This is a genomic window from Psychrobacillus sp. AK 1817, assembly GCF_008807035.1.
Classification (GTDB): Bacteria; Bacillota; Bacilli; order Bacillales_A; family Planococcaceae; genus Psychrobacillus; species Psychrobacillus faecigallinarum.
In genome coordinates this window covers 2,373,092-2,391,741 of record NZ_CP031739.1, presented here as the reverse complement: position 1 = coordinate 2,391,741, position 18,650 = coordinate 2,373,092, and the positions used below count along the sequence as shown (strand labels likewise).

Here is an 18,650-nt window from a genome sequence, read left to right as displayed (position 1 = left end):
GAATGGATTATATTCATTTAAACGATTTAGAATTTTACGGCTTTCATGGAGCGCTTCCAGAGGAAACAAAGCTTGGTCAAATTTTTAAAGTGACAGTGACGCTTGCTTGCGACTTAAAAAAAGCTGGAGAAACAGATAATTTAGACGAAACGGTTAACTATGCTGAGGTATTTGAGCTTTGTAAGGAAATAGTGGAAGGAAAACCTTATTTGTTAATAGAAGCTGTGGCTGAGAGAATTGCCTCTCGAATACTGGAGGAGTATAAAGAAAAGGTAAGTGGATGTCGAATACATTTAGTGAAACCAAATCCTCCGATTATTGGGCACTACACTTCGGTGGCTGTCAATATAACGAGAGGTACAATATGAATTTAGCATATATTTCTCTAGGTTCTAATATTGGAAATCGTTTAGAGTTTTTACAAGAGGCAGTCGGTTTATTGAAAGAGACAAAACAGATAGAGGTAAAAAGGATGTCATCGGTCTATGAGACAGATCCAGTGGGATACGTGGACCAAGCCGCTTTTTTAAATATAGTCGTAGAGCTTAAGACTTTATATTCTCCTCATGAATTATTAAAAAAATGCAACGAAATAGAGGACTTGCTCGGAAGAAAGAGATTAGTTCGCTGGGGTCCGAGAACTGTAGACCTTGACATTTTGTTGTATAATGAAGAAAATATGAAAACGGAAGACCTAATCATTCCTCATCCTAGGATGACAGAAAGAGGGTTCGTGCTTGTTCCGCTTGTGGAAATAAACTCTGAATTAGTCCATCCAAGTACAAAACAAGCTTTTTCGAATATAGTGCATGATCAGAAAGAGGGCGTCCATTTATGGAAATCGTTCGATGGGGTCGACGCATTCGTGCATTTCGAAGGTTAAAGATGATTAAGCAAGTAGAACTTGCAAAAGAAATGGATATGTCTGTGTCTATACTTGGCAAAATAGAACAAGGTAAGCGTGTTCCAACCGAAAAACAGTTGGAAAAAATAGCTGCCATACTCGATATAAAGCTAGAAGAACTAAAAGGAGTAGCAGAAGAAGGTGAAGAATAATGACTAACGCATCAACTAAACCATTTCAAATTGGTAAGCACGTAATGGATAACCGAGTAGTTTTAGCTCCTATGGCTGGCATCTGTAATTCAGCATTCCGCCTAACAGTAAAAGAATTTGGAGCAGGACTAGTCTACGCTGAAATGATCAGTGATAAAGGGATCGTGTTTAAGAACGAAAAGACTTTGAGCATGCTTTATATTGATGAGCGAGAAAATCCACTATCACTTCAGATTTTTGGTGGTGAGAAGGAAACACTTGTAGCAGCTGCTAAGTATGTAGATGAACATACTTCTGCAGACATTATAGATATTAACATGGGGTGCCCAGTTAACAAGATTATAAAATGTGAAGCTGGTGCAAGATGGCTTCTAGACCCTAACAAGATATATGAAATGGTTTCTGCAGTTGTAGATAACGTAAAAAAACCGGTAAGTGTTAAAATGCGCACTGGCTGGGATGAAGAGCATTTATACATGGTTGAAAATGCTCAAGCTGTGGAACGAGCTGGTGGAGCAGCGGTTGCCGTTCATGGACGTACTCGTGTACAAATGTATGAAGGTCATGCAAATTGGGATTTAATCCGCCAAGTAAAGGAAGCAGTAAATATACCAGTCATCGGTAACGGTGATGTAAATACACCGCAAGATGCGAAGCGTATGTTAGAGGAAACAGGTGTCGACGCAGTAATGATTGGACGCGCTGCTTTAGGGGATCCATGGATGATTTATCGTACAGTGGAATACCTAGAAACAGGAGAATTGAAACCAGAGCCGACAGTCCAAGAGAAAATAGATGTGTGTTTATTACATTTTGATCGTTTAACAGCTTTAAAGGGAGAGGGCATTGCGGTTCGTGAAATGCGTAAGCATGCATCTTGGTACCTTAAAGGCATTCGAGGGAATGGTACAGCAAGAAATATGATTAACCAAACAGAAACTGCTCAAGAGCTTAAGGACTACTTACGATTCTTTGCAGAAGAATCCTCAAAGGAATATAATGAGGCTAGTACAATTCTTGCTTAATTAGTGGGCTGTCACGACAAGTGGCGGCTCTTTCCGTTTTTATCATACGTCAGAAAAATGAAAAATCTTCGATTGTGAAATAAAAGATGAAGAGAACCCTGAAATTGTGTACAATAAATGCAACGTAAATGATACTTGCGAATAATAGATTGCAAAAGGAGTGAAGGAAATGTCTAACATGGAAGAATTAAATGATCAACTTTTGGTGAGACGCCAGAAGATGACTACCATACAAGAAAAAGGATTAGATCCTTTTGGTGGTAAATATGAAAGAACTCATTTAAGTGATCAAGTTATTGCTGAATTTGATGAGTTCACAAAAGAACAGTTAGAAGAAACATCTCACGAAGTAGTGGTTGCAGGTCGAATTATGACCAAGCGTGGAAAAGGGAAAGCTGGCTTTGCGCATATCCAAGACTTGGGTGGGCAAATTCAGATATATGTACGAAAAGATGCAATCGGTGAAGATGCCTATGAACTATTTACAACAGCTGACTTAGGAGACATTGTAGGAGTTCGCGGAAATGTATTTAGAACTCAGGTAGGTGAATTGTCAGTAAAAGCAACAGAATTTACCTTCTTAACAAAGTCATTACGTCCAATGCCGGAAAAATTTCATGGCTTAAAAGATGTGGAACAACGCTATCGCCAACGCTATTTAGATTTAATGACTAGCGAGGAAAGCAAAAATACATTTATCACTAGAAGTCGAATCATTCAATCGATGCGTCGTTACTTAGATAGCCAGGGCTACTTAGAAGTAGAAACACCATTGTTACATACTGTAGCAGGAGGGGCAGCAGCTCGTCCGTTTATTACGCATCATAATGCGTTAGATATGGAGCTTTACTTACGTATTGCAATCGAATTACATTTAAAACGCCTAATTGTAGGTGGACTGGAAAAGGTATACGAAATAGGTCGTGTGTTCCGTAACGAAGGTGTATCTACTCGACATAACCCAGAGTTTACAATGATTGAGTTATATGAGGCGTATGCTGATTATAAAGATATTATGAACCTGACAGAGAACATGGTAGCGCATGTAGCGCAGGAAGTTCTAGGTTCTTCTACCGTTAAATATGGAGACGATGAGATTAACTTAGCGCCTGGCTGGAGACGTTGGCATATGGCTGATGCGGTTAAAGAGACAACTGGAGTTGATTTCTGGAAAGAGATGACGAAAGAGGATGCTCATGCATTGGCTAAAGAACATGGTGTAGATGTGAAACCTTCTATGGAAGTAGGTCATGTGTTAAATGAATTCTTTGAGCAAAAAGTAGAAGAGACTTTAGTTCAACCAACATTTATCTATGGTCATCCAGTAGAGGTTTCTCCGCTTGCGAAGAAAAATCCAGAAGATGGACGCTTTACTGATCGCTTTGAGTTGTTTATAGTTCGTCGTGAGCATGCTAATGCGTTCACGGAGTTGAACGATCCTATCGATCAACGTCAACGCTTTGAAGCGCAATTAGAAGAAAAAGCTGCTGGAAATGATGAAGCACATGAAATGGATGAGGATTTCTTAGAAGCTTTAGAATATGGAATGCCACCTACAGGAGGACTAGGAATCGGGATAGATCGTTTGGTGATGTTATTAACAAATTCTCCATCTATTCGCGATGTCCTATTATTCCCTACAATGCGTCATAGAGATTAAAAGGAACAAGGAAAGAGATACTACCATTGGTAGTATCTCTTTTAATTTATATCACTATATATAGTGCGCCGAAAGTTTTATTTATTTTTTTGTATAAAACCCTTGTAATAGGTGCACACATGGTGGTATAGTAATCAAGTTCTCATTTTTACTTCGAATTTCACGAAAAACAATTTAAAAAAAGTTGTTGACATTGAAAAGTAGATTTGGTATGATATTAAAGTCGCCAAAACGAAACGGCGCAATGAACATTGAAAACTGAACATGCAAAACGTTAAGAAATATAGCTTGATAGACTAGTTCTTCAAGCAAAAGAAATGACATCATTTAATGATGATGCCAGCAAAACAAAATGAGCTTTTTAAGTTCTCTATTATGGAGAGTTTGATCCTGGCTCAGGACGAACGCTGGCGGCGTGCCTAATACATGCAAGTCGAGCGGATGATGAAGAAGCTTGCTTCTTCTGATTTAGCGGCGGACGGGTGAGTAACACGTGGGCAACCTGCCCTGTAGATTGGGATAACTCCGGGAAACCGGGGCTAATACCGAATAATCCATTTCCTCACATGGGGAGATGTTAAAAGACGGTTTCGGCTGTCACTACAGGATGGGCCCGCGGCGCATTAGCTAGTTGGTGAGGTAACGGCTCACCAAGGCGACGATGCGTAGCCGACCTGAGAGGGTGATCGGCCACACTGGGACTGAGACACGGCCCAGACTCCTACGGGAGGCAGCAGTAGGGAATCTTCCACAATGGACGAAAGTCTGATGGAGCAACGCCGCGTGAGTGAAGAAGGTTTTCGGATCGTAAAACTCTGTTGTGAGGGAAGAACAAGTACGAGAGTAACTGCTCGTACCTTGACGGTACCTCATTAGAAAGCCACGGCTAACTACGTGCCAGCAGCCGCGGTAATACGTAGGTGGCAAGCGTTGTCCGGAATTATTGGGCGTAAAGCGCGCGCAGGCGGTCCTTTAAGTCTGATGTGAAAGCCCACGGCTCAACCGTGGAGGGTCATTGGAAACTGGGGGACTTGAGTACAGAAGAGGAAAGCGGAATTCCAAGTGTAGCGGTGAAATGCGTAGAGATTTGGAGGAACACCAGTGGCGAAGGCGGCTTTCTGGTCTGTAACTGACGCTGAGGCGCGAAAGCGTGGGGAGCAAACAGGATTAGATACCCTGGTAGTCCACGCCGTAAACGATGAGTGCTAAGTGTTAGGGGGTTTCCGCCCCTTAGTGCTGCAGCTAACGCATTAAGCACTCCGCCTGGGGAGTACGGTCGCAAGACTGAAACTCAAAGGAATTGACGGGGGCCCGCACAAGCGGTGGAGCATGTGGTTTAATTCGAAGCAACGCGAAGAACCTTACCAGGTCTTGACATCCCGCTGACCGGCCTAGAGATAGGCTTTTCCCTTCGGGGACAGCGGTGACAGGTGGTGCATGGTTGTCGTCAGCTCGTGTCGTGAGATGTTGGGTTAAGTCCCGCAACGAGCGCAACCCTTGATCTTAGTTGCCAGCATTCAGTTGGGCACTCTAAGGTGACTGCCGGTGATAAACCGGAGGAAGGTGGGGATGACGTCAAATCATCATGCCCCTTATGACCTGGGCTACACACGTGCTACAATGGACGGTACAGAGGGTCGCAACCCCGCGAGGGTGAGCTAATCCCATAAAACCGTTCTCAGTTCGGATTGTAGGCTGCAACTCGCCTACATGAAGCCGGAATCGCTAGTAATCGTGGATCAGCATGCCACGGTGAATACGTTCCCGGGCCTTGTACACACCGCCCGTCACACCACGAGAGTTTGTAACACCCGAAGTCGGTGGGGTAACCCTTTTGGGAGCCAGCCGCCGAAGGTGGGACAGATGATTGGGGTGAAGTCGTAACAAGGTAGCCGTATCGGAAGGTGCGGCTGGATCACCTCCTTTCTAAGGATATATTCGGAATACAGATCTTTATCTGTATCTTAACGTTTTGCAGTTCAGTTTTGAGTGTTCATTTTTATGATGAGCATTTAAATTGTTCTTTGAAAACTGGATAAAACGACATCAAAAAAGAAACAAACGCAAGATATTCAAATTGTGATCACTTACGTGATTGCAAGTGTAGTACTTTTAACTTTTAGGTTAAGTTAATAAGGGCGCACGGTGGATGCCTTGGCACTAGGAGTCGACGAAGGACGGCACTAACACCGATATGCTTCGGGGAGCTGTAAGTGAGCTTCGATCCGGAGATTTCCGAATGGGGAAACCCACTGCCCGTAATGGGGCAGTACATTTGCGTGAATACATAGCGCATCTGAGACACACCCAGGGAACTGAAACATCTAAGTACCTGGAGGAAGAGAAAGAAAATTCGATTCCCTGAGTAGCGGCGAGCGAAACGGGAAGAGCCCAAACCAAGAGGCTTGCCTCTTGGGGTTGTAGGACACTCTATACGGAGTTACAAAAGAATGAGTTAGATGAAGCGACCTGGAAAGGTCCGCAGGATAGGGTAAAAGCCCCGTAGTCCAAAATTCATTCCCTCCAGAGTGTATCCTGAGTACGGCGGAACACGTGAAATTCCGTCGGAATCCGGGAGGACCATCTCCCAAGGCTAAATACTACCTAGTGACCGATAGTGAACCAGTACCGTGAGGGAAAGGTGAAAAGCACCCCGGAAGGGGAGTGAAATAGACCCTGAAACCGTGTGCCTACAAATAGTCAAAGCCCGTTAACGGGTGATGGCGTGCCTTTTGTAGAATGAACCGGCGAGTTACGATTACATGCGAGGTTAAGTTGAGAAGACGGAGCCGCAGCGAAAGCGAGTCTGAATAGGGCGAATGAGTATGTGGTCGTAGACCCGAAACCAGGTGATCTACCCATGTCCAGGATGAAGGTAAGGTAACACTTACTGGAGGTCCGAACCCACGCACGTTGAAAAGTGCGGGGATGAGGTGTGGGTAGCGGAGAAATTCCAATCGAACCTGGAGATAGCTGGTTCTCTCCGAAATAGCTTTAGGGCTAGCCTCAAACGTTAGAATCTTGGAGGTAGAGCACTGTTTGGACTAGGGGCCCATCCCGGGTTACCGAATTCAGACAAACTCCGAATGCCAATGATTTATGTTTGGGAGTCAGACTGCGAGTGATAAGATCCGTAGTCAAGAGGGAAACAGCCCAGACCACCAGCTAAGGTCCCAAAGTATTTGTTAAGTGGAAAAGGATGTGGCGTTGCTTAGACAACCAGGATGTTGGCTTAGAAGCAGCCATCATTTAAAGAGTGCGTAATAGCTCACTGGTCGAGTGACGCTGCGCCGAAAATGTATCGGGGCTAAACAAATCACCGAAGCTGTGGATTGATACCTTTGGTATCAGTGGTAGGAGAGCGTTCTAAGGGCGTTGAAGTCAGACCGGAAGGACTGGTGGAGCGCTTAGAAGTGAGAATGCCGGTATGAGTAGCGAAAGATGGGTGAGAATCCCATCCACCGTATGACTAAGGTTTCCTGAGGAAGGCTCGTCCGCTCAGGGTTAGTCGGGACCTAAGTCGAGGCCGATAGGCGTAGACGATGGACAACAGGTTGATATTCCTGTACCACCACCCCACCGTTTGAGTGATGGGGGGACGCAGTAGGATAGGGTAAGCGTGCTGTTGGTTATGCACGTCCAAGCAGTGAGGTGTGAGTGTAGGCAAATCCGCACTCTGTAACATTGAGCTGTGATGGCGAGGACTTAGTCCGAAGTTCCTGATTTCACACTGCCAAGAAAAGCCTCTAACGAGGTGGGAGGTGCCCGTACCGCAAACCGACACAGGTAGTCGAGGAGAGAATCCTAAGGTGAGCGAGAGAACTCTCGTTAAGGAACTCGGCAAAATGACCCCGTAACTTCGGGAGAAGGGGTGCTCTTTTGGGTGTATAGCCTAGAAGAGCCGCAGTGAATAGGCCCAGGCGACTGTTTAGCAAAAACACAGGTCTCTGCAAAACCGTAAGGTGAAGTATAGGGGCTGACGCCTGCCCGGTGCTGGAAGGTTAAGAGGAGTGCTTAGCGCAAGCGAAGGTGCGAATTGAAGCCCCAGTAAACGGCGGCCGTAACTATAACGGTCCTAAGGTAGCGAAATTCCTTGTCGGGTAAGTTCCGACCCGCACGAAAGGCGTAACGATCTGGGCACTGTCTCAACGAGAGACTCGGTGAAATTATAGTACCTGTGAAGATGCAGGTTACCCGCGACAGGACGGAAAGACCCCGTGGAGCTTTACTGTAGCTTGATATTGAATTTTGGTGCAACTTGTACAGGATAGGTAGGAGCCTTAGAGCCCGGAGCGCCAGCTTCGGAGGAGGCGTCGGTGGGATACTACCCTGGTTGTATTGAAATTCTAACCCATACCCGTAACCCGGGTAGGAGACAGTGTCAGGCGGGCAGTTTGACTGGGGCGGTCGCCTCCTAAAGTGTAACGGAGGCGCCCAAAGGTTCCCTCAGAATGGTTGGAAATCATTCGAAGAGTGTAAAGGCAGAAGGGAGCTTGACTGCGAGACCTACAAGTCGAGCAGGGTCGAAAGACGGGCTTAGTGATCCGGTGGTTCCGCATGGAAGGGCCATCGCTCAACGGATAAAAGCTACCCGGGGATAACAGGCTTATCTCCCCCAAGAGTCCACATCGACGGGGAGGTTTGGCACCTCGATGTCGGCTCATCGCATCCTGGGGCTGTAGTCGGTCCCAAGGGTTGGGCTGTTCGCCCATTAAAGCGGTACGCGAGCTGGGTTCAGAACGTCGTGAGACAGTTCGGTCCCTATCCGTCGTGGGCGTAGGAAATTTGAGAGGAGCTGTCCTTAGTACGAGAGGACCGGGATGGACACACCGCTGGTGTACCAGTTGTTCTGCCAAGGGCATCGCTGGGTAGCTATGTGTGGACGGGATAAGTGCTGAAAGCATCTAAGCACGAAGCCCCCCTCAAGATGAGATTTCCCATTACGCAAGTAAGTAAGATCCCTCAAAGACGATGAGGTAGATAGGTTCGGGGTGGAAGCGTGGCGACACGTGCAGCTGACGAATACTAATCGATCGAGGACTTAACCAAATTGTTTGTTTCTAATGATGTCAGTTTATTCAGTTTTGAAAGAATAATATTTTTTTGATAATAAGGCTTGTAAAACTCTACAAACTTGTTATAATAGAACTTGTCTTTCAATTAAATTATTCAAGTCTAGTGATGATGGCGAAGAGGTCACACCCGTTCCCATACCGAACACGGAAGTTAAGCTCTTCAGCGCCGATGGTAGTTGGGGGTCTCCCCCTGCAAGAGTAGGACGTCGCTGGGCTTGTAATAAGAAATTAATATTACCCAGGAGGATTAGCTCAGCTGGGAGAGCATCTGCCTTACAAGCAGAGGGTCGGCGGTTCGAGCCCGTCATCCTCCACCATAACTTTACTCCTGCCGGAGTAGCTCAACTGGTAGAGCAACTGACTTGTAATCAGTAGGTTGAGGGTTCAAGTCCTTTCTCCGGCACCATTTTTCGAGCCATTAGCTCAGTTGGTAGAGCATCTGACTTTTAATCAGAGGGTCGTAGGTTCGAATCCTACATGGCTCATTCACTTTTTGTGAAATAAATATGCGGGTGTGGCGGAACTGGCAGACGCACTAGACTTAGGATCTAGCGCCGCAAGGCGTGGGGGTTCGACTCCCTTCACCCGCACCATTTAACTTAATAACCGAGCGGAAGTAGTTCAGTGGTAGAACACCACCTTGCCAAGGTGGGGGTCGCGAGTTCGAACCTCGTCTTCCGCTCCAAAGATTCATCAAAGTGCCGGGGTGGCGGAACTGGCAGACGCACAGGACTTAAAATCCTGCGGTAGGTGACTACCGTACCGGTTCGATTCCGGTCCTCGGCACCACTTTTATGAAACATTAGCGCCCGTAGCTCAATTGGATAGAGCGTCTGACTACGGATCAGAAGGTTGTGGGTTCGACTCCTGCCGGGCGCGCCATATATACGGGAAGTAGCTCAGCTTGGTAGAGCACTTGGTTTGGGACCAAGGGGTCGCAGGTTCGAATCCTGTCTTCCCGACCAGTTATTTATAATATTGGGGCCTTAGCTCAGCTGGGAGAGCGCCTGCCTTGCACGCAGGAGGTCAGCGGTTCGATCCCGCTAGGCTCCACCATGAACATTGAAAACTGAACATGCAAAACGTTAAGACATATAGCATCAAACAACTTCGGTTGTATTGACGCAAAACAATTTTTGACATCATTTAATGATGATGCCAGCAAAACAAAATGAGCTTTTTAAGTTCTCTATTATGGAGAGTTTGATCCTGGCTCAGGACGAACGCTGGCGGCGTGCCTAATACATGCAAGTCGAGCGAATGATGAAGAAGCTTGCTTCTTCTGATTTAGCGGCGGACGGGTGAGTAACACGTGGGCAACCTGCCCTGTAGATTGGGATAACTCCGGGAAACCGGGGCTAATACCGAATAATCCATTTCCTCACATGAGGAGATGTTAAAAGACGGTCTCGGCTGTCACTACAGGATGGGCCCGCGGCGCATTAGCTAGTTGGTGAGGTAACGGCTCACCAAGGCGACGATGCGTAGCCGACCTGAGAGGGTGATCGGCCACACTGGGACTGAGACACGGCCCAGACTCCTACGGGAGGCAGCAGTAGGGAATCTTCCACAATGGACGAAAGTCTGATGGAGCAACGCCGCGTGAGTGAAGAAGGTTTTCGGATCGTAAAACTCTGTTGTGAGGGAAGAACAAGTACGAGAGTAACTGCTCGTACCTTGACGGTACCTCATTAGAAAGCCACGGCTAACTACGTGCCAGCAGCCGCGGTAATACGTAGGTGGCAAGCGTTGTCCGGAATTATTGGGCGTAAAGCGCGCGCAGGCGGTCCTTTAAGTCTGATGTGAAAGCCCACGGCTCAACCGTGGAGGGTCATTGGAAACTGGGGGACTTGAGTACAGAAGAGGAAAGCGGAATTCCAAGTGTAGCGGTGAAATGCGTAGAGATTTGGAGGAACACCAGTGGCGAAGGCGGCTTTCTGGTCTGTAACTGACGCTGAGGCGCGAAAGCGTGGGGAGCAAACAGGATTAGATACCCTGGTAGTCCACGCCGTAAACGATGAGTGCTAAGTGTTAGGGGGTTTCCGCCCCTTAGTGCTGCAGCTAACGCATTAAGCACTCCGCCTGGGGAGTACGGTCGCAAGACTGAAACTCAAAGGAATTGACGGGGGCCCGCACAAGCGGTGGAGCATGTGGTTTAATTCGAAGCAACGCGAAGAACCTTACCAGGTCTTGACATCCCGCTGACCGGCCTAGAGATAGGCTTTTCCCTTCGGGGACAGCGGTGACAGGTGGTGCATGGTTGTCGTCAGCTCGTGTCGTGAGATGTTGGGTTAAGTCCCGCAACGAGCGCAACCCTTGATCTTAGTTGCCAGCATTCAGTTGGGCACTCTAAGGTGACTGCCGGTGATAAACCGGAGGAAGGTGGGGATGACGTCAAATCATCATGCCCCTTATGACCTGGGCTACACACGTGCTACAATGGACGGTACAGAGGGTCGCAACCCCGCGAGGGTGAGCTAATCCCATAAAACCGTTCTCAGTTCGGATTGTAGGCTGCAACTCGCCTACATGAAGCCGGAATCGCTAGTAATCGTGGATCAGCATGCCACGGTGAATACGTTCCCGGGCCTTGTACACACCGCCCGTCACACCACGAGAGTTTGTAACACCCGAAGTCGGTGGGGTAACCCTTTTGGGAGCCAGCCGCCGAAGGTGGGACAGATGATTGGGGTGAAGTCGTAACAAGGTAGCCGTATCGGAAGGTGCGGCTGGATCACCTCCTTTCTAAGGATATATTCGGAATACAGATCTTTATCTGTATCTTAACGTTTTGCAGTTCAGTTTTGAATGTTCATGTATATTAACATATAATAGATATGGAAATTCAAAGAGGGCCTATAGCTCAGCTGGTTAGAGCGCACGCCTGATAAGCGTGAGGTCGATGGTTCGAGTCCATTTAGGCCCACCATACCTTTTTTTATTTCGGGGCCTTAGCTCAGCTGGGAGAGCGCCTGCCTTGCACGCAGGAGGTCAGCGGTTCGATCCCGCTAGGCTCCACCAACGAAATAATTTTGTTCTTTGAAAACTGGATAAAACGACATCAAAAAAAGAAACAAACGCAAGATATTCAAATTGTGATCACTTACGTGATCGCAAGTGTAGTACTTTTAACTTTTAGGTTAAGTTAATAAGGGCGCACGGTGGATGCCTTGGCACTAGGAGTCGACGAAGGACGGCACTAACACCGATATGCTTCGGGGAGCTGTAAGTGAGCTTCGATCCGGAGATTTCCGAATGGGGAAACCCACTGCCCGTAATGGGGCAGTACATTTGCGTGAATACATAGCGCATCTGAGACACACCCAGGGAACTGAAACATCTAAGTACCTGGAGGAAGAGAAAGAAAATTCGATTCCCTGAGTAGCGGCGAGCGAAACGGGAAGAGCCCAAACCAAGAGGCTTGCCTCTTGGGGTTGTAGGACACTCTATACGGAGTTACAAAAGAATGAGTTAGATGAAGCGACCTGGAAAGGTCCGCAGGATAGGGTAAAAGCCCCGTAGTCCAAAATTCATTCCCTCCAGAGTGTATCCTGAGTACGGCGGAACACGTGAAATTCCGTCGGAATCCGGGAGGACCATCTCCCAAGGCTAAATACTACCTAGTGACCGATAGTGAACCAGTACCGTGAGGGAAAGGTGAAAAGCACCCCGGAAGGGGAGTGAAATAGACCCTGAAACCGTGTGCCTACAAATAGTCAAAGCCCGTTAACGGGTGATGGCGTGCCTTTTGTAGAATGAACCGGCGAGTTACGATTACATGCGAGGTTAAGTTGAGAAGACGGAGCCGCAGCGAAAGCGAGTCTGAATAGGGCGAATGAGTATGTGGTCGTAGACCCGAAACCAGGTGATCTACCCATGTCCAGGATGAAGGTAAGGTAACACTTACTGGAGGTCCGAACCCACGCACGTTGAAAAGTGCGGGGATGAGGTGTGGGTAGCGGAGAAATTCCAATCGAACCTGGAGATAGCTGGTTCTCTCCGAAATAGCTTTAGGGCTAGCCTCAAACGTTAGAATCTTGGAGGTAGAGCACTGTTTGGACTAGGGGCCCATCCCGGGTTACCGAATTCAGACAAACTCCGAATGCCAATGATTTATGTTTGGGAGTCAGACTGCGAGTGATAAGATCCGTAGTCAAGAGGGAAACAGCCCAGACCACCAGCTAAGGTCCCAAAGTATTTGTTAAGTGGAAAAGGATGTGGCGTTGCTTAGACAACCAGGATGTTGGCTTAGAAGCAGCCATCATTTAAAGAGTGCGTAATAGCTCACTGGTCGAGTGACGCTGCGCCGAAAATGTATCGGGGCTAAACAAATCACCGAAGCTGTGGATTGATACCTTTGGTATCAGTGGTAGGAGAGCGTTCTAAGGGCGTTGAAGTCAGACCGGAAGGACTGGTGGAGCGCTTAGAAGTGAGAATGCCGGTATGAGTAGCGAAAGATGGGTGAGAATCCCATCCACCGTATGACTAAGGTTTCCTGAGGAAGGCTCGTCCGCTCAGGGTTAGTCGGGACCTAAGTCGAGGCCGATAGGCGTAGACGATGGACAACAGGTTGATATTCCTGTACCACCACCCCACCGTTTGAGTGATGGGGGACGCAGTAGGATAGGGTAAGCGTGCTGTTGGTTATGCACGTCCAAGCAGTGAGGTGTGAGTGTAGGCAAATCCGCACTCTGTAACATTGAGCTGTGATGGCGAGGACTTAGTCCGAAGTTCCTGATTTCACACTGCCAAGAAAAGCCTCTAACGAGGTGGGAGGTGCCCGTACCGCAAACCGACACAGGTAGTCGAGGAGAGAATCCTAAGGTGAGCGAGAGAACTCTCGTTAAGGAACTCGGCAAAATGACCCCGTAACTTCGGGAGAAGGGGTGCTCTTTTGGGTGTATAGCCTAGAAGAGCCGCAGTGAATAGGCCCAGGCGACTGTTTAGCAAAAACACAGGTCTCTGCAAAACCGTAAGGTGAAGTATAGGGGCTGACGCCTGCCCGGTGCTGGAAGGTTAAGAGGAGTGCTTAGCGCAAGCGAAGGTGCGAATTGAAGCCCCAGTAAACGGCGGCCGTAACTATAACGGTCCTAAGGTAGCGAAATTCCTTGTCGGGTAAGTTCCGACCCGCACGAAAGGCGTAACGATCTGGGCACTGTCTCAACGAGAGACTCGGTGAAATTATAGTACCTGTGAAGATGCAGGTTACCCGCGACAGGACGGAAAGACCCCGTGGAGCTTTACTGTAGCTTGATATTGAATTTTGGTGCAACTTGTACAGGATAGGTAGGAGCCTTAGAGCCCGGAGCGCCAGCTTCGGAGGAGGCGTCGGTGGGATACTACCCTGGTTGTATTGAAATTCTAACCCATACCCGTAACCCGGGTAGGAGACAGTGTCAGGCGGGCAGTTTGACTGGGGCGGTCGCCTCCTAAAGTGTAACGGAGGCGCCCAAAGGTTCCCTCAGAATGGTTGGAAATCATTCGAAGAGTGTAAAGGCAGAAGGGAGCTTGACTGCGAGACCTACAAGTCGAGCAGGGTCGAAAGACGGGCTTAGTGATCCGGTGGTTCCGCATGGAAGGGCCATCGCTCAACGGATAAAAGCTACCCCGGGGATAACAGGCTTATCTCCCCCAAGAGTCCACATCGACGGGGAGGTTTGGCACCTCGATGTCGGCTCATCGCATCCTGGGGCTGTAGTCGGTCCCAAGGGTTGGGCTGTTCGCCCATTAAAGCGGTACGCGAGCTGGGTTCAGAACGTCGTGAGACAGTTCGGTCCCTATCCGTCGTGGGCGTAGGAAATTTGAGAGGAGCTGTCCTTAGTACGAGAGGACCGGGATGGACACACCGCTGGTGTACCAGTTGTTCTGCCAAGGGCATCGTTGGGTAGCTATGTGTGGACGGGATAAGTGCTGAAAGCATCTAAGCACGAAGCCCCCCTCAAGATGAGATTTCCCATTACGCAAGTAAGTAAGATCCCTCAAAGACGATGAGGTAGATAGGTTCGGGGTGGAAGCGTGGCGACACGTGCAGCTGACGAATACTAATCGATCGAGGACTTAACCAAATTGTTTGTTTCAACTGATGTCTTTTATCCAGTTTTGAGTGAACAACTCAGTAGGGTTTCCATACAATTTGTATTGAAAGCCGACAAGTCTAGTGATGATGGCGAAGAGGTCACACCCGTTCCCATACCGAACACGGAAGTTAAGCTCTTCAGCGCCGATGGTAGTTGGGGGTCTCCCCCTGCAAGAGTAGGACGTCGCTGGGCACTATAGGAAGTCGTTACCGAGTAATCGGTGGCGGCTTTTTGTATTAAGAGAAAAGGCCGAAGGCAATCATCTTTATCTAAGAAAGTGTGCGAGAAAGCAGAGGGGCAAAGAGTTCGAGGAAGCAAGGAAGAGAGGCTCGGAGCGTATAGCATACGCGAGAACCGATCGACTGCAGCTGACGAAGAAATCTGCCGTCCATCTGGTTTCGTAGCCGCGCCGATGGTAGTTGGGGGTTCCCCTGCAAGAGTAGGACGTCGCTGGGCACTATAGGAAGTCGTTACCGAGTAATCGGTGGCGGCTTTTTTGTATAAAGAGAAAAAGGCCGAAGGCAATCATCTTTATCTAAGCAAGTGTACGAGAAAGCAGAGGGGCAAAGAGTTCGAGGAAGCAAGGAAGAGAGGCTCGGAGCGTATAGCATACGCGAGAACCGATCGACTGCGGGTGACGAAGAAATCTGCCACCCATCTGTTTTCGCAGCCCAAGGGACATGCAAATTTAAACCCTTTAAGCTTATGATGAATAATTATAATAATTATTTTAAACAACAATTAAAATATTTACTCCTTTATGCACTACTGTTATACTTAAAATAGAACAGAAGGGGGATGGAAATAATCAATAAAAAGGGCCTTATATTAACTTTAATACTTCTTTTTATAATACTTTCAGCTTGTAGTAACAAACAGGGGGTGAACGATGTGTCCAAAGGTAAGGATGAATCAAAGAAAACTGTTTCCTTAGAGACTGTAGAAGGGATATGGGAAGGATCTATTAATGTGCCTGATCAGCCGTTACCAATCACTATACAGTTTACAAAAGAAAAAGGAAGTATTAGTATCCCTATCCAGGGTTTAAATGATCACCCGCTTACCAACATTACTCTAAACGATACTGATATTACTTTTAACATGCCGCTGCCGGGACAAAAGATATCCTTTCTAGGAAAGCTGGAAAATGAAAAAATCGCCGGGACGTTTACACAACAAGGGCAGTCGTTCCCGTTTGAAGTGAGCAAAGTAAATGAACTTGAAGGAACTGCTGAGCATTTAGAAGAAATTGAAGTAAAGGGTGGCAAAATGATTGGTCAAATAGAAGTTCCTGAGGGGGAAGGACCTTTTCCGCTTATGATTATTCTTGCAGGTTCAGGACCCACCGATCGTAATGGGAACTCCTTAGTTATGGTAGGGAAAAATAATAGCTTAAAAATGATTGCAGAAGAACTAGCAGCTGAAGGAATTGCTAGCATACGCTATGATAAAAGAGGAGTAGGACAAAATATTGATCTTGCCACAAAGGAAGTAGAGCTACGATTTCATCACTATATTGAAGATGCAGAAGCCTGGGCAAACTTTGCGAAAGAAGACGAACGCTTTAGTGATATAGGCTTCATAGGTCATAGTGAAGGATCTCTTATAGGTATGGTTGCTGCAAAAGAGGTAGATGCCTCTATCTTTATATCACTAGCAGGTGCGGGGAGACCAATAGATGAGATATTAAAAGAGCAATTAAGCGCTCAGTTACCAAATAATCTTATGGAGGAATCTCAAAAAATATTAGAAAAGCTTAAGCAAGGTCTACAGGTGGAAGAAGTCTCTAATGAATTGCAAAGCATATTTCGTCCGTCTGTTCAACCATATATGATTTCATGGCTACAATACAATCCAGCTGAACAAATTCAACAATTAGATTCAAGAGTATTAATCGTAAACGGTACATTTGATATGCAAGTTCCAAGTAACGATGCAAAACTTTTACATCAAGCAAAGGGAGATTCTGAACTATTGATCATTGAGAAGATGAATCATGTATTAAAGGAATCTCCAGTCGATGAAGCAGGAAATATGGCAACATATACAGATCCCAGCCTTCCTCTAGCAGATGGATTGGTTGAAGGAATCCTTGAGTTTATTAAATAAAAAATGAAGGTATCTACTTTAAGTAAATGAGTGATAGAAAGCCTATTCCTAAATCTTTTCTTATCATTAAAAAAACGCTGAACTAGTAGTTCAGCGTTTCAAGTTAAAATATAGCCTTCTGTTGTTTTTGTTTTCTTCGGATGTCTGCAATTGTTGGTATACACATACCTATCAATATGACAACGATTCCTAGTACCTGTAGCCAGGTAAGAGCTTCACTTAGAACAAGCACGGATACCATAACAGCAACTGGTAATTCCATTGCACTTAAAATAGATGAAACTGCCCCGCCTACTTTTGGTACAGCAATTACGAAGAAATAGATTGGGATAATGATACCTAGTAATCCTAAGCCTAGTCCCAAGAAAAGAAGAGATTCTGTGAAAAGTTTCCCATTCCACATAATTTCTGGGCTTTGGAAAACCGAAATCATCAAAGCAGCGATAAAGGAAACCCATAGCAGACGAGTAGTAGTATTCATTCCCTCTACTTGTTTAGTATTGATGTTCATGTTAAGTGAGAAGGATACCGCGGCTGCGAAACCATAAACCCAGCCTCTCCAGTCGATTCCGCTTAAATCGACATCTAGTACACCTGCAGCTAGTAAAGTACCAGCAAATAAAATAATAAGAGAGATAACTTCTGCTCGAGAAGGTAATCTTTTTCTTATTATACAATCAATCAATGTGCCAATCCAAGTAAACTGGAAGAGCATGACTACTGCTAGAGAGGCTGGTAAATATATAAGAGCTTGTCCATAGACAATACCCGTAGTTGCTGTAAAAATACCTGCTAACAGTACAATTTTAAACCCGCCATAAAGGCGTGGTATTTTTCTTTGTGTAACCATGTAGATGAGTAATGCTAATAGGAAACCAACAATATATTGACTGGAAACAGCTTCAGAAGCTGTATATCCTTGTCCAATTGCTAACTTCACCATTGTTGATAAGGTCCCATAACAGCTGGCTGCGAAGACAACCATTAAAGGGTAAATCCATAATTTCATAACCTTGCTTCTCCTTCAATCAGGGGCCTACCGTTTTCACCATGTGATAGAAAGGCTCGCCGATAATGGTCCAAGGACAAACATTTTCAAATCCTAGACGATTATATAAGCGTATTGCAGCCTCTTTCTCAGTTTCTACATTCAAGGAGAGTTTCCCGCCACCGTTATTTTTAACTACTTGTTCAGCAAAATTTAACAGTTTCGTTCCAATCCCATGTCCACGATAGGTTGGATCAACGACTACAGTATCTATATACCATTCTCCAGGTAACGTCTCTTTATCGATCGTAACCTGTGTTCCACTTTTGGCCGAAAGATACTTCTCTAAATTAGCATCCAAAGTAACTGCTTGTTCAGCAGTATAAAAAACTAGAACTCCAGCAACTTGACCTTCCATTTCTGCAACGTATGTATTTAAAAATGAATGACGATTGCTGGTTTGAGTAAATAAGTGAATGAATTCCTGGGTAATTGCTGATTCTTCAGTTTCACCAGTCATTTGCATAGAAATATCTCCGATTGCCTCCATGATCAGCGGAACTGAGGCTTCGGCGTCTTCTCTTTTAGCTTTTCTTATAATAGTTTCCATTCAATTCACCCCCCAATTTTTTATTATAACATAATTTATGAAACCTTTCT

General features: G+C 46.3%; 8 protein-coding genes, 11 tRNA genes and 6 rRNA genes. 23 read left to right on the top strand and 2 right to left on the bottom strand.

Translation table 11 applies throughout. The features are described 5' to 3' along the window. Positions 1-2: 2 nt before the first annotated feature. From folB to D0S48_RS11740, 23 genes are all read left to right on the top strand, one after another. Positions 3-368 (top strand): dihydroneopterin aldolase, encoded by a 366-nt coding sequence (folB, locus tag D0S48_RS11860; protein WP_151111822.1) that lies wholly within the window; start codon positions 3-5, stop codon positions 366-368. Continuing rightward, positions 365-883: a 2-amino-4-hydroxy-6-hydroxymethyldihydropteridine diphosphokinase gene (gene folK / locus D0S48_RS11855; RefSeq protein WP_151111820.1), complete on the top strand. Its 519-nt coding sequence runs from the start codon at positions 365-367 to the stop codon at positions 881-883. The genes folB and folK overlap by 4 nt, the downstream gene beginning before the upstream one ends. Then, positions 835-1,056 carry a helix-turn-helix domain-containing protein gene (locus tag D0S48_RS11850; protein WP_144541472.1) on the top strand — a complete coding sequence of 74 codons (222 nt, stop codon included), beginning with the start codon at positions 835-837 and terminating at the stop codon, positions 1,054-1,056. The genes folK and D0S48_RS11850 overlap by 49 nt, the downstream gene beginning before the upstream one ends. Then, positions 1,056-2,081, top strand: a complete 1,026-nt coding sequence (dusB, locus tag D0S48_RS11845) for a tRNA dihydrouridine synthase DusB (RefSeq protein WP_151111818.1) — start codon at positions 1,056-1,058, stop codon at positions 2,079-2,081. Before D0S48_RS11850 ends, dusB begins: the two co-directional genes overlap by 1 nt. A gap of 169 nt (positions 2,082-2,250) precedes the next feature. Next, on the top strand, positions 2,251-3,741 hold the full coding sequence (lysS, locus tag D0S48_RS11840; protein ID WP_151111816.1) for a lysine--tRNA ligase: 1,491 nt from the start codon (positions 2,251-2,253) through the stop codon (positions 3,739-3,741). Between the two features lie 372 nt (positions 3,742-4,113). After that, positions 4,114-5,667, top strand: a 16S ribosomal RNA gene (locus tag D0S48_RS11835). A 196-nt stretch (positions 5,668-5,863) separates the two neighbouring features. After that, a 23S ribosomal RNA gene (locus D0S48_RS11830) occupies positions 5,864-8,790 on the top strand. 125 nt (positions 8,791-8,915) lie between these two features. Further along, positions 8,916-9,031, top strand: a 5S ribosomal RNA gene (rrf, locus tag D0S48_RS11825). A 26-nt stretch (positions 9,032-9,057) separates the two neighbouring features. Beyond that, positions 9,058-9,133, top strand: a tRNA-Val gene (locus D0S48_RS11820). A 13-nt stretch (positions 9,134-9,146) separates the two neighbouring features. Beyond that, positions 9,147-9,222, top strand: a tRNA-Thr gene (locus tag D0S48_RS11815). 6 nt (positions 9,223-9,228) lie between these two features. Further along, positions 9,229-9,301, top strand: a tRNA-Lys gene (locus D0S48_RS11810). A gap of 23 nt (positions 9,302-9,324) precedes the next feature. Beyond that, positions 9,325-9,409, top strand: a tRNA-Leu gene (locus tag D0S48_RS11805). A gap of 17 nt (positions 9,410-9,426) precedes the next feature. Then, positions 9,427-9,501, top strand: a tRNA-Gly gene (locus tag D0S48_RS11800). Between the two features lie 15 nt (positions 9,502-9,516). Continuing rightward, positions 9,517-9,605, top strand: a tRNA-Leu gene (locus D0S48_RS11795). Between the two features lie 16 nt (positions 9,606-9,621). Next, positions 9,622-9,698: transfer RNA gene (locus D0S48_RS11790), tRNA-Arg, on the top strand. A gap of 6 nt (positions 9,699-9,704) precedes the next feature. Then, positions 9,705-9,781: transfer RNA gene (locus tag D0S48_RS11785), tRNA-Pro, on the top strand. A 15-nt stretch (positions 9,782-9,796) separates the two neighbouring features. After that, positions 9,797-9,872: transfer RNA gene (locus tag D0S48_RS11780), tRNA-Ala, on the top strand. Between the two features lie 135 nt (positions 9,873-10,007). Then, positions 10,008-11,561, top strand: a 16S ribosomal RNA gene (locus D0S48_RS11775). Between the two features lie 107 nt (positions 11,562-11,668). Next, a tRNA-Ile gene (locus D0S48_RS11770) sits at positions 11,669-11,745 on the top strand. A 16-nt stretch (positions 11,746-11,761) separates the two neighbouring features. Continuing rightward, positions 11,762-11,837: transfer RNA gene (locus D0S48_RS11765), tRNA-Ala, on the top strand. 117 nt (positions 11,838-11,954) lie between these two features. Next, a 23S ribosomal RNA gene (locus D0S48_RS11760) occupies positions 11,955-14,881 on the top strand. 88 nt (positions 14,882-14,969) lie between these two features. Further along, positions 14,970-15,085: ribosomal RNA gene (rrf, locus tag D0S48_RS11755) — 5S ribosomal RNA — on the top strand. Together the 16S, 23S and 5S rRNA genes with 11 tRNA genes alongside form the textbook arrangement of a ribosomal RNA operon. A gap of 699 nt (positions 15,086-15,784) precedes the next feature. Further along, the gene (locus D0S48_RS11740) at positions 15,785-17,002 is read left to right on the top strand and encodes an alpha/beta hydrolase family protein (RefSeq protein WP_225321613.1); all 1,218 of its coding nucleotides are present in this window, start codon (positions 15,785-15,787) and stop codon (positions 17,000-17,002) included. 103 nt (positions 17,003-17,105) lie between these two features. Here D0S48_RS11740 and D0S48_RS11735 read toward each other — a convergent pair whose 3' ends face one another. Together D0S48_RS11735 and D0S48_RS11730 are read right to left on the bottom strand one after the other, a co-directional pair. Then, positions 17,106-18,011 (bottom strand): EamA family transporter, encoded by a 906-nt coding sequence (locus tag D0S48_RS11735; protein WP_144538268.1) that lies wholly within the window; start codon positions 18,009-18,011, stop codon positions 17,106-17,108. A gap of 19 nt (positions 18,012-18,030) precedes the next feature. Beyond that, a complete protein-coding gene (locus D0S48_RS11730; protein WP_144538269.1) occupies positions 18,031-18,600 on the bottom strand; it encodes a GNAT family N-acetyltransferase in 570 nt (189 codons plus the stop codon). Positions 18,601-18,650 lie beyond the last annotated feature (50 nt).

What these genes read in the sequence shown, in the direction of transcription:
- D0S48_RS11730 (WP_144538269.1), bottom strand. Translation starts at nt 18,600, where the DNA reads ATGGAAACTATTATAAGAAAAGCTAAAAGAGAAGACGCCGAAGCCTCA.
- folB (WP_151111822.1), top strand. Translation starts at nt 3, where the DNA reads ATGGATTATATTCATTTAAACGATTTAGAATTTTACGGCTTTCATGGA.
- lysS (WP_151111816.1), top strand. Translation starts at nt 2,251, where the DNA reads ATGTCTAACATGGAAGAATTAAATGATCAACTTTTGGTGAGACGCCAG.
- D0S48_RS11735 (WP_144538268.1), bottom strand. Translation starts at nt 18,011, where the DNA reads ATGAAATTATGGATTTACCCTTTAATGGTTGTCTTCGCAGCCAGCTGT.
- D0S48_RS11850 (WP_144541472.1), top strand. Translation starts at nt 835, where the DNA reads ATGGAAATCGTTCGATGGGGTCGACGCATTCGTGCATTTCGAAGGTTA.
- folK (WP_151111820.1), top strand. Translation starts at nt 365, where the DNA reads ATGAATTTAGCATATATTTCTCTAGGTTCTAATATTGGAAATCGTTTA.
- dusB (WP_151111818.1), top strand. Translation starts at nt 1,056, where the DNA reads ATGACTAACGCATCAACTAAACCATTTCAAATTGGTAAGCACGTAATG.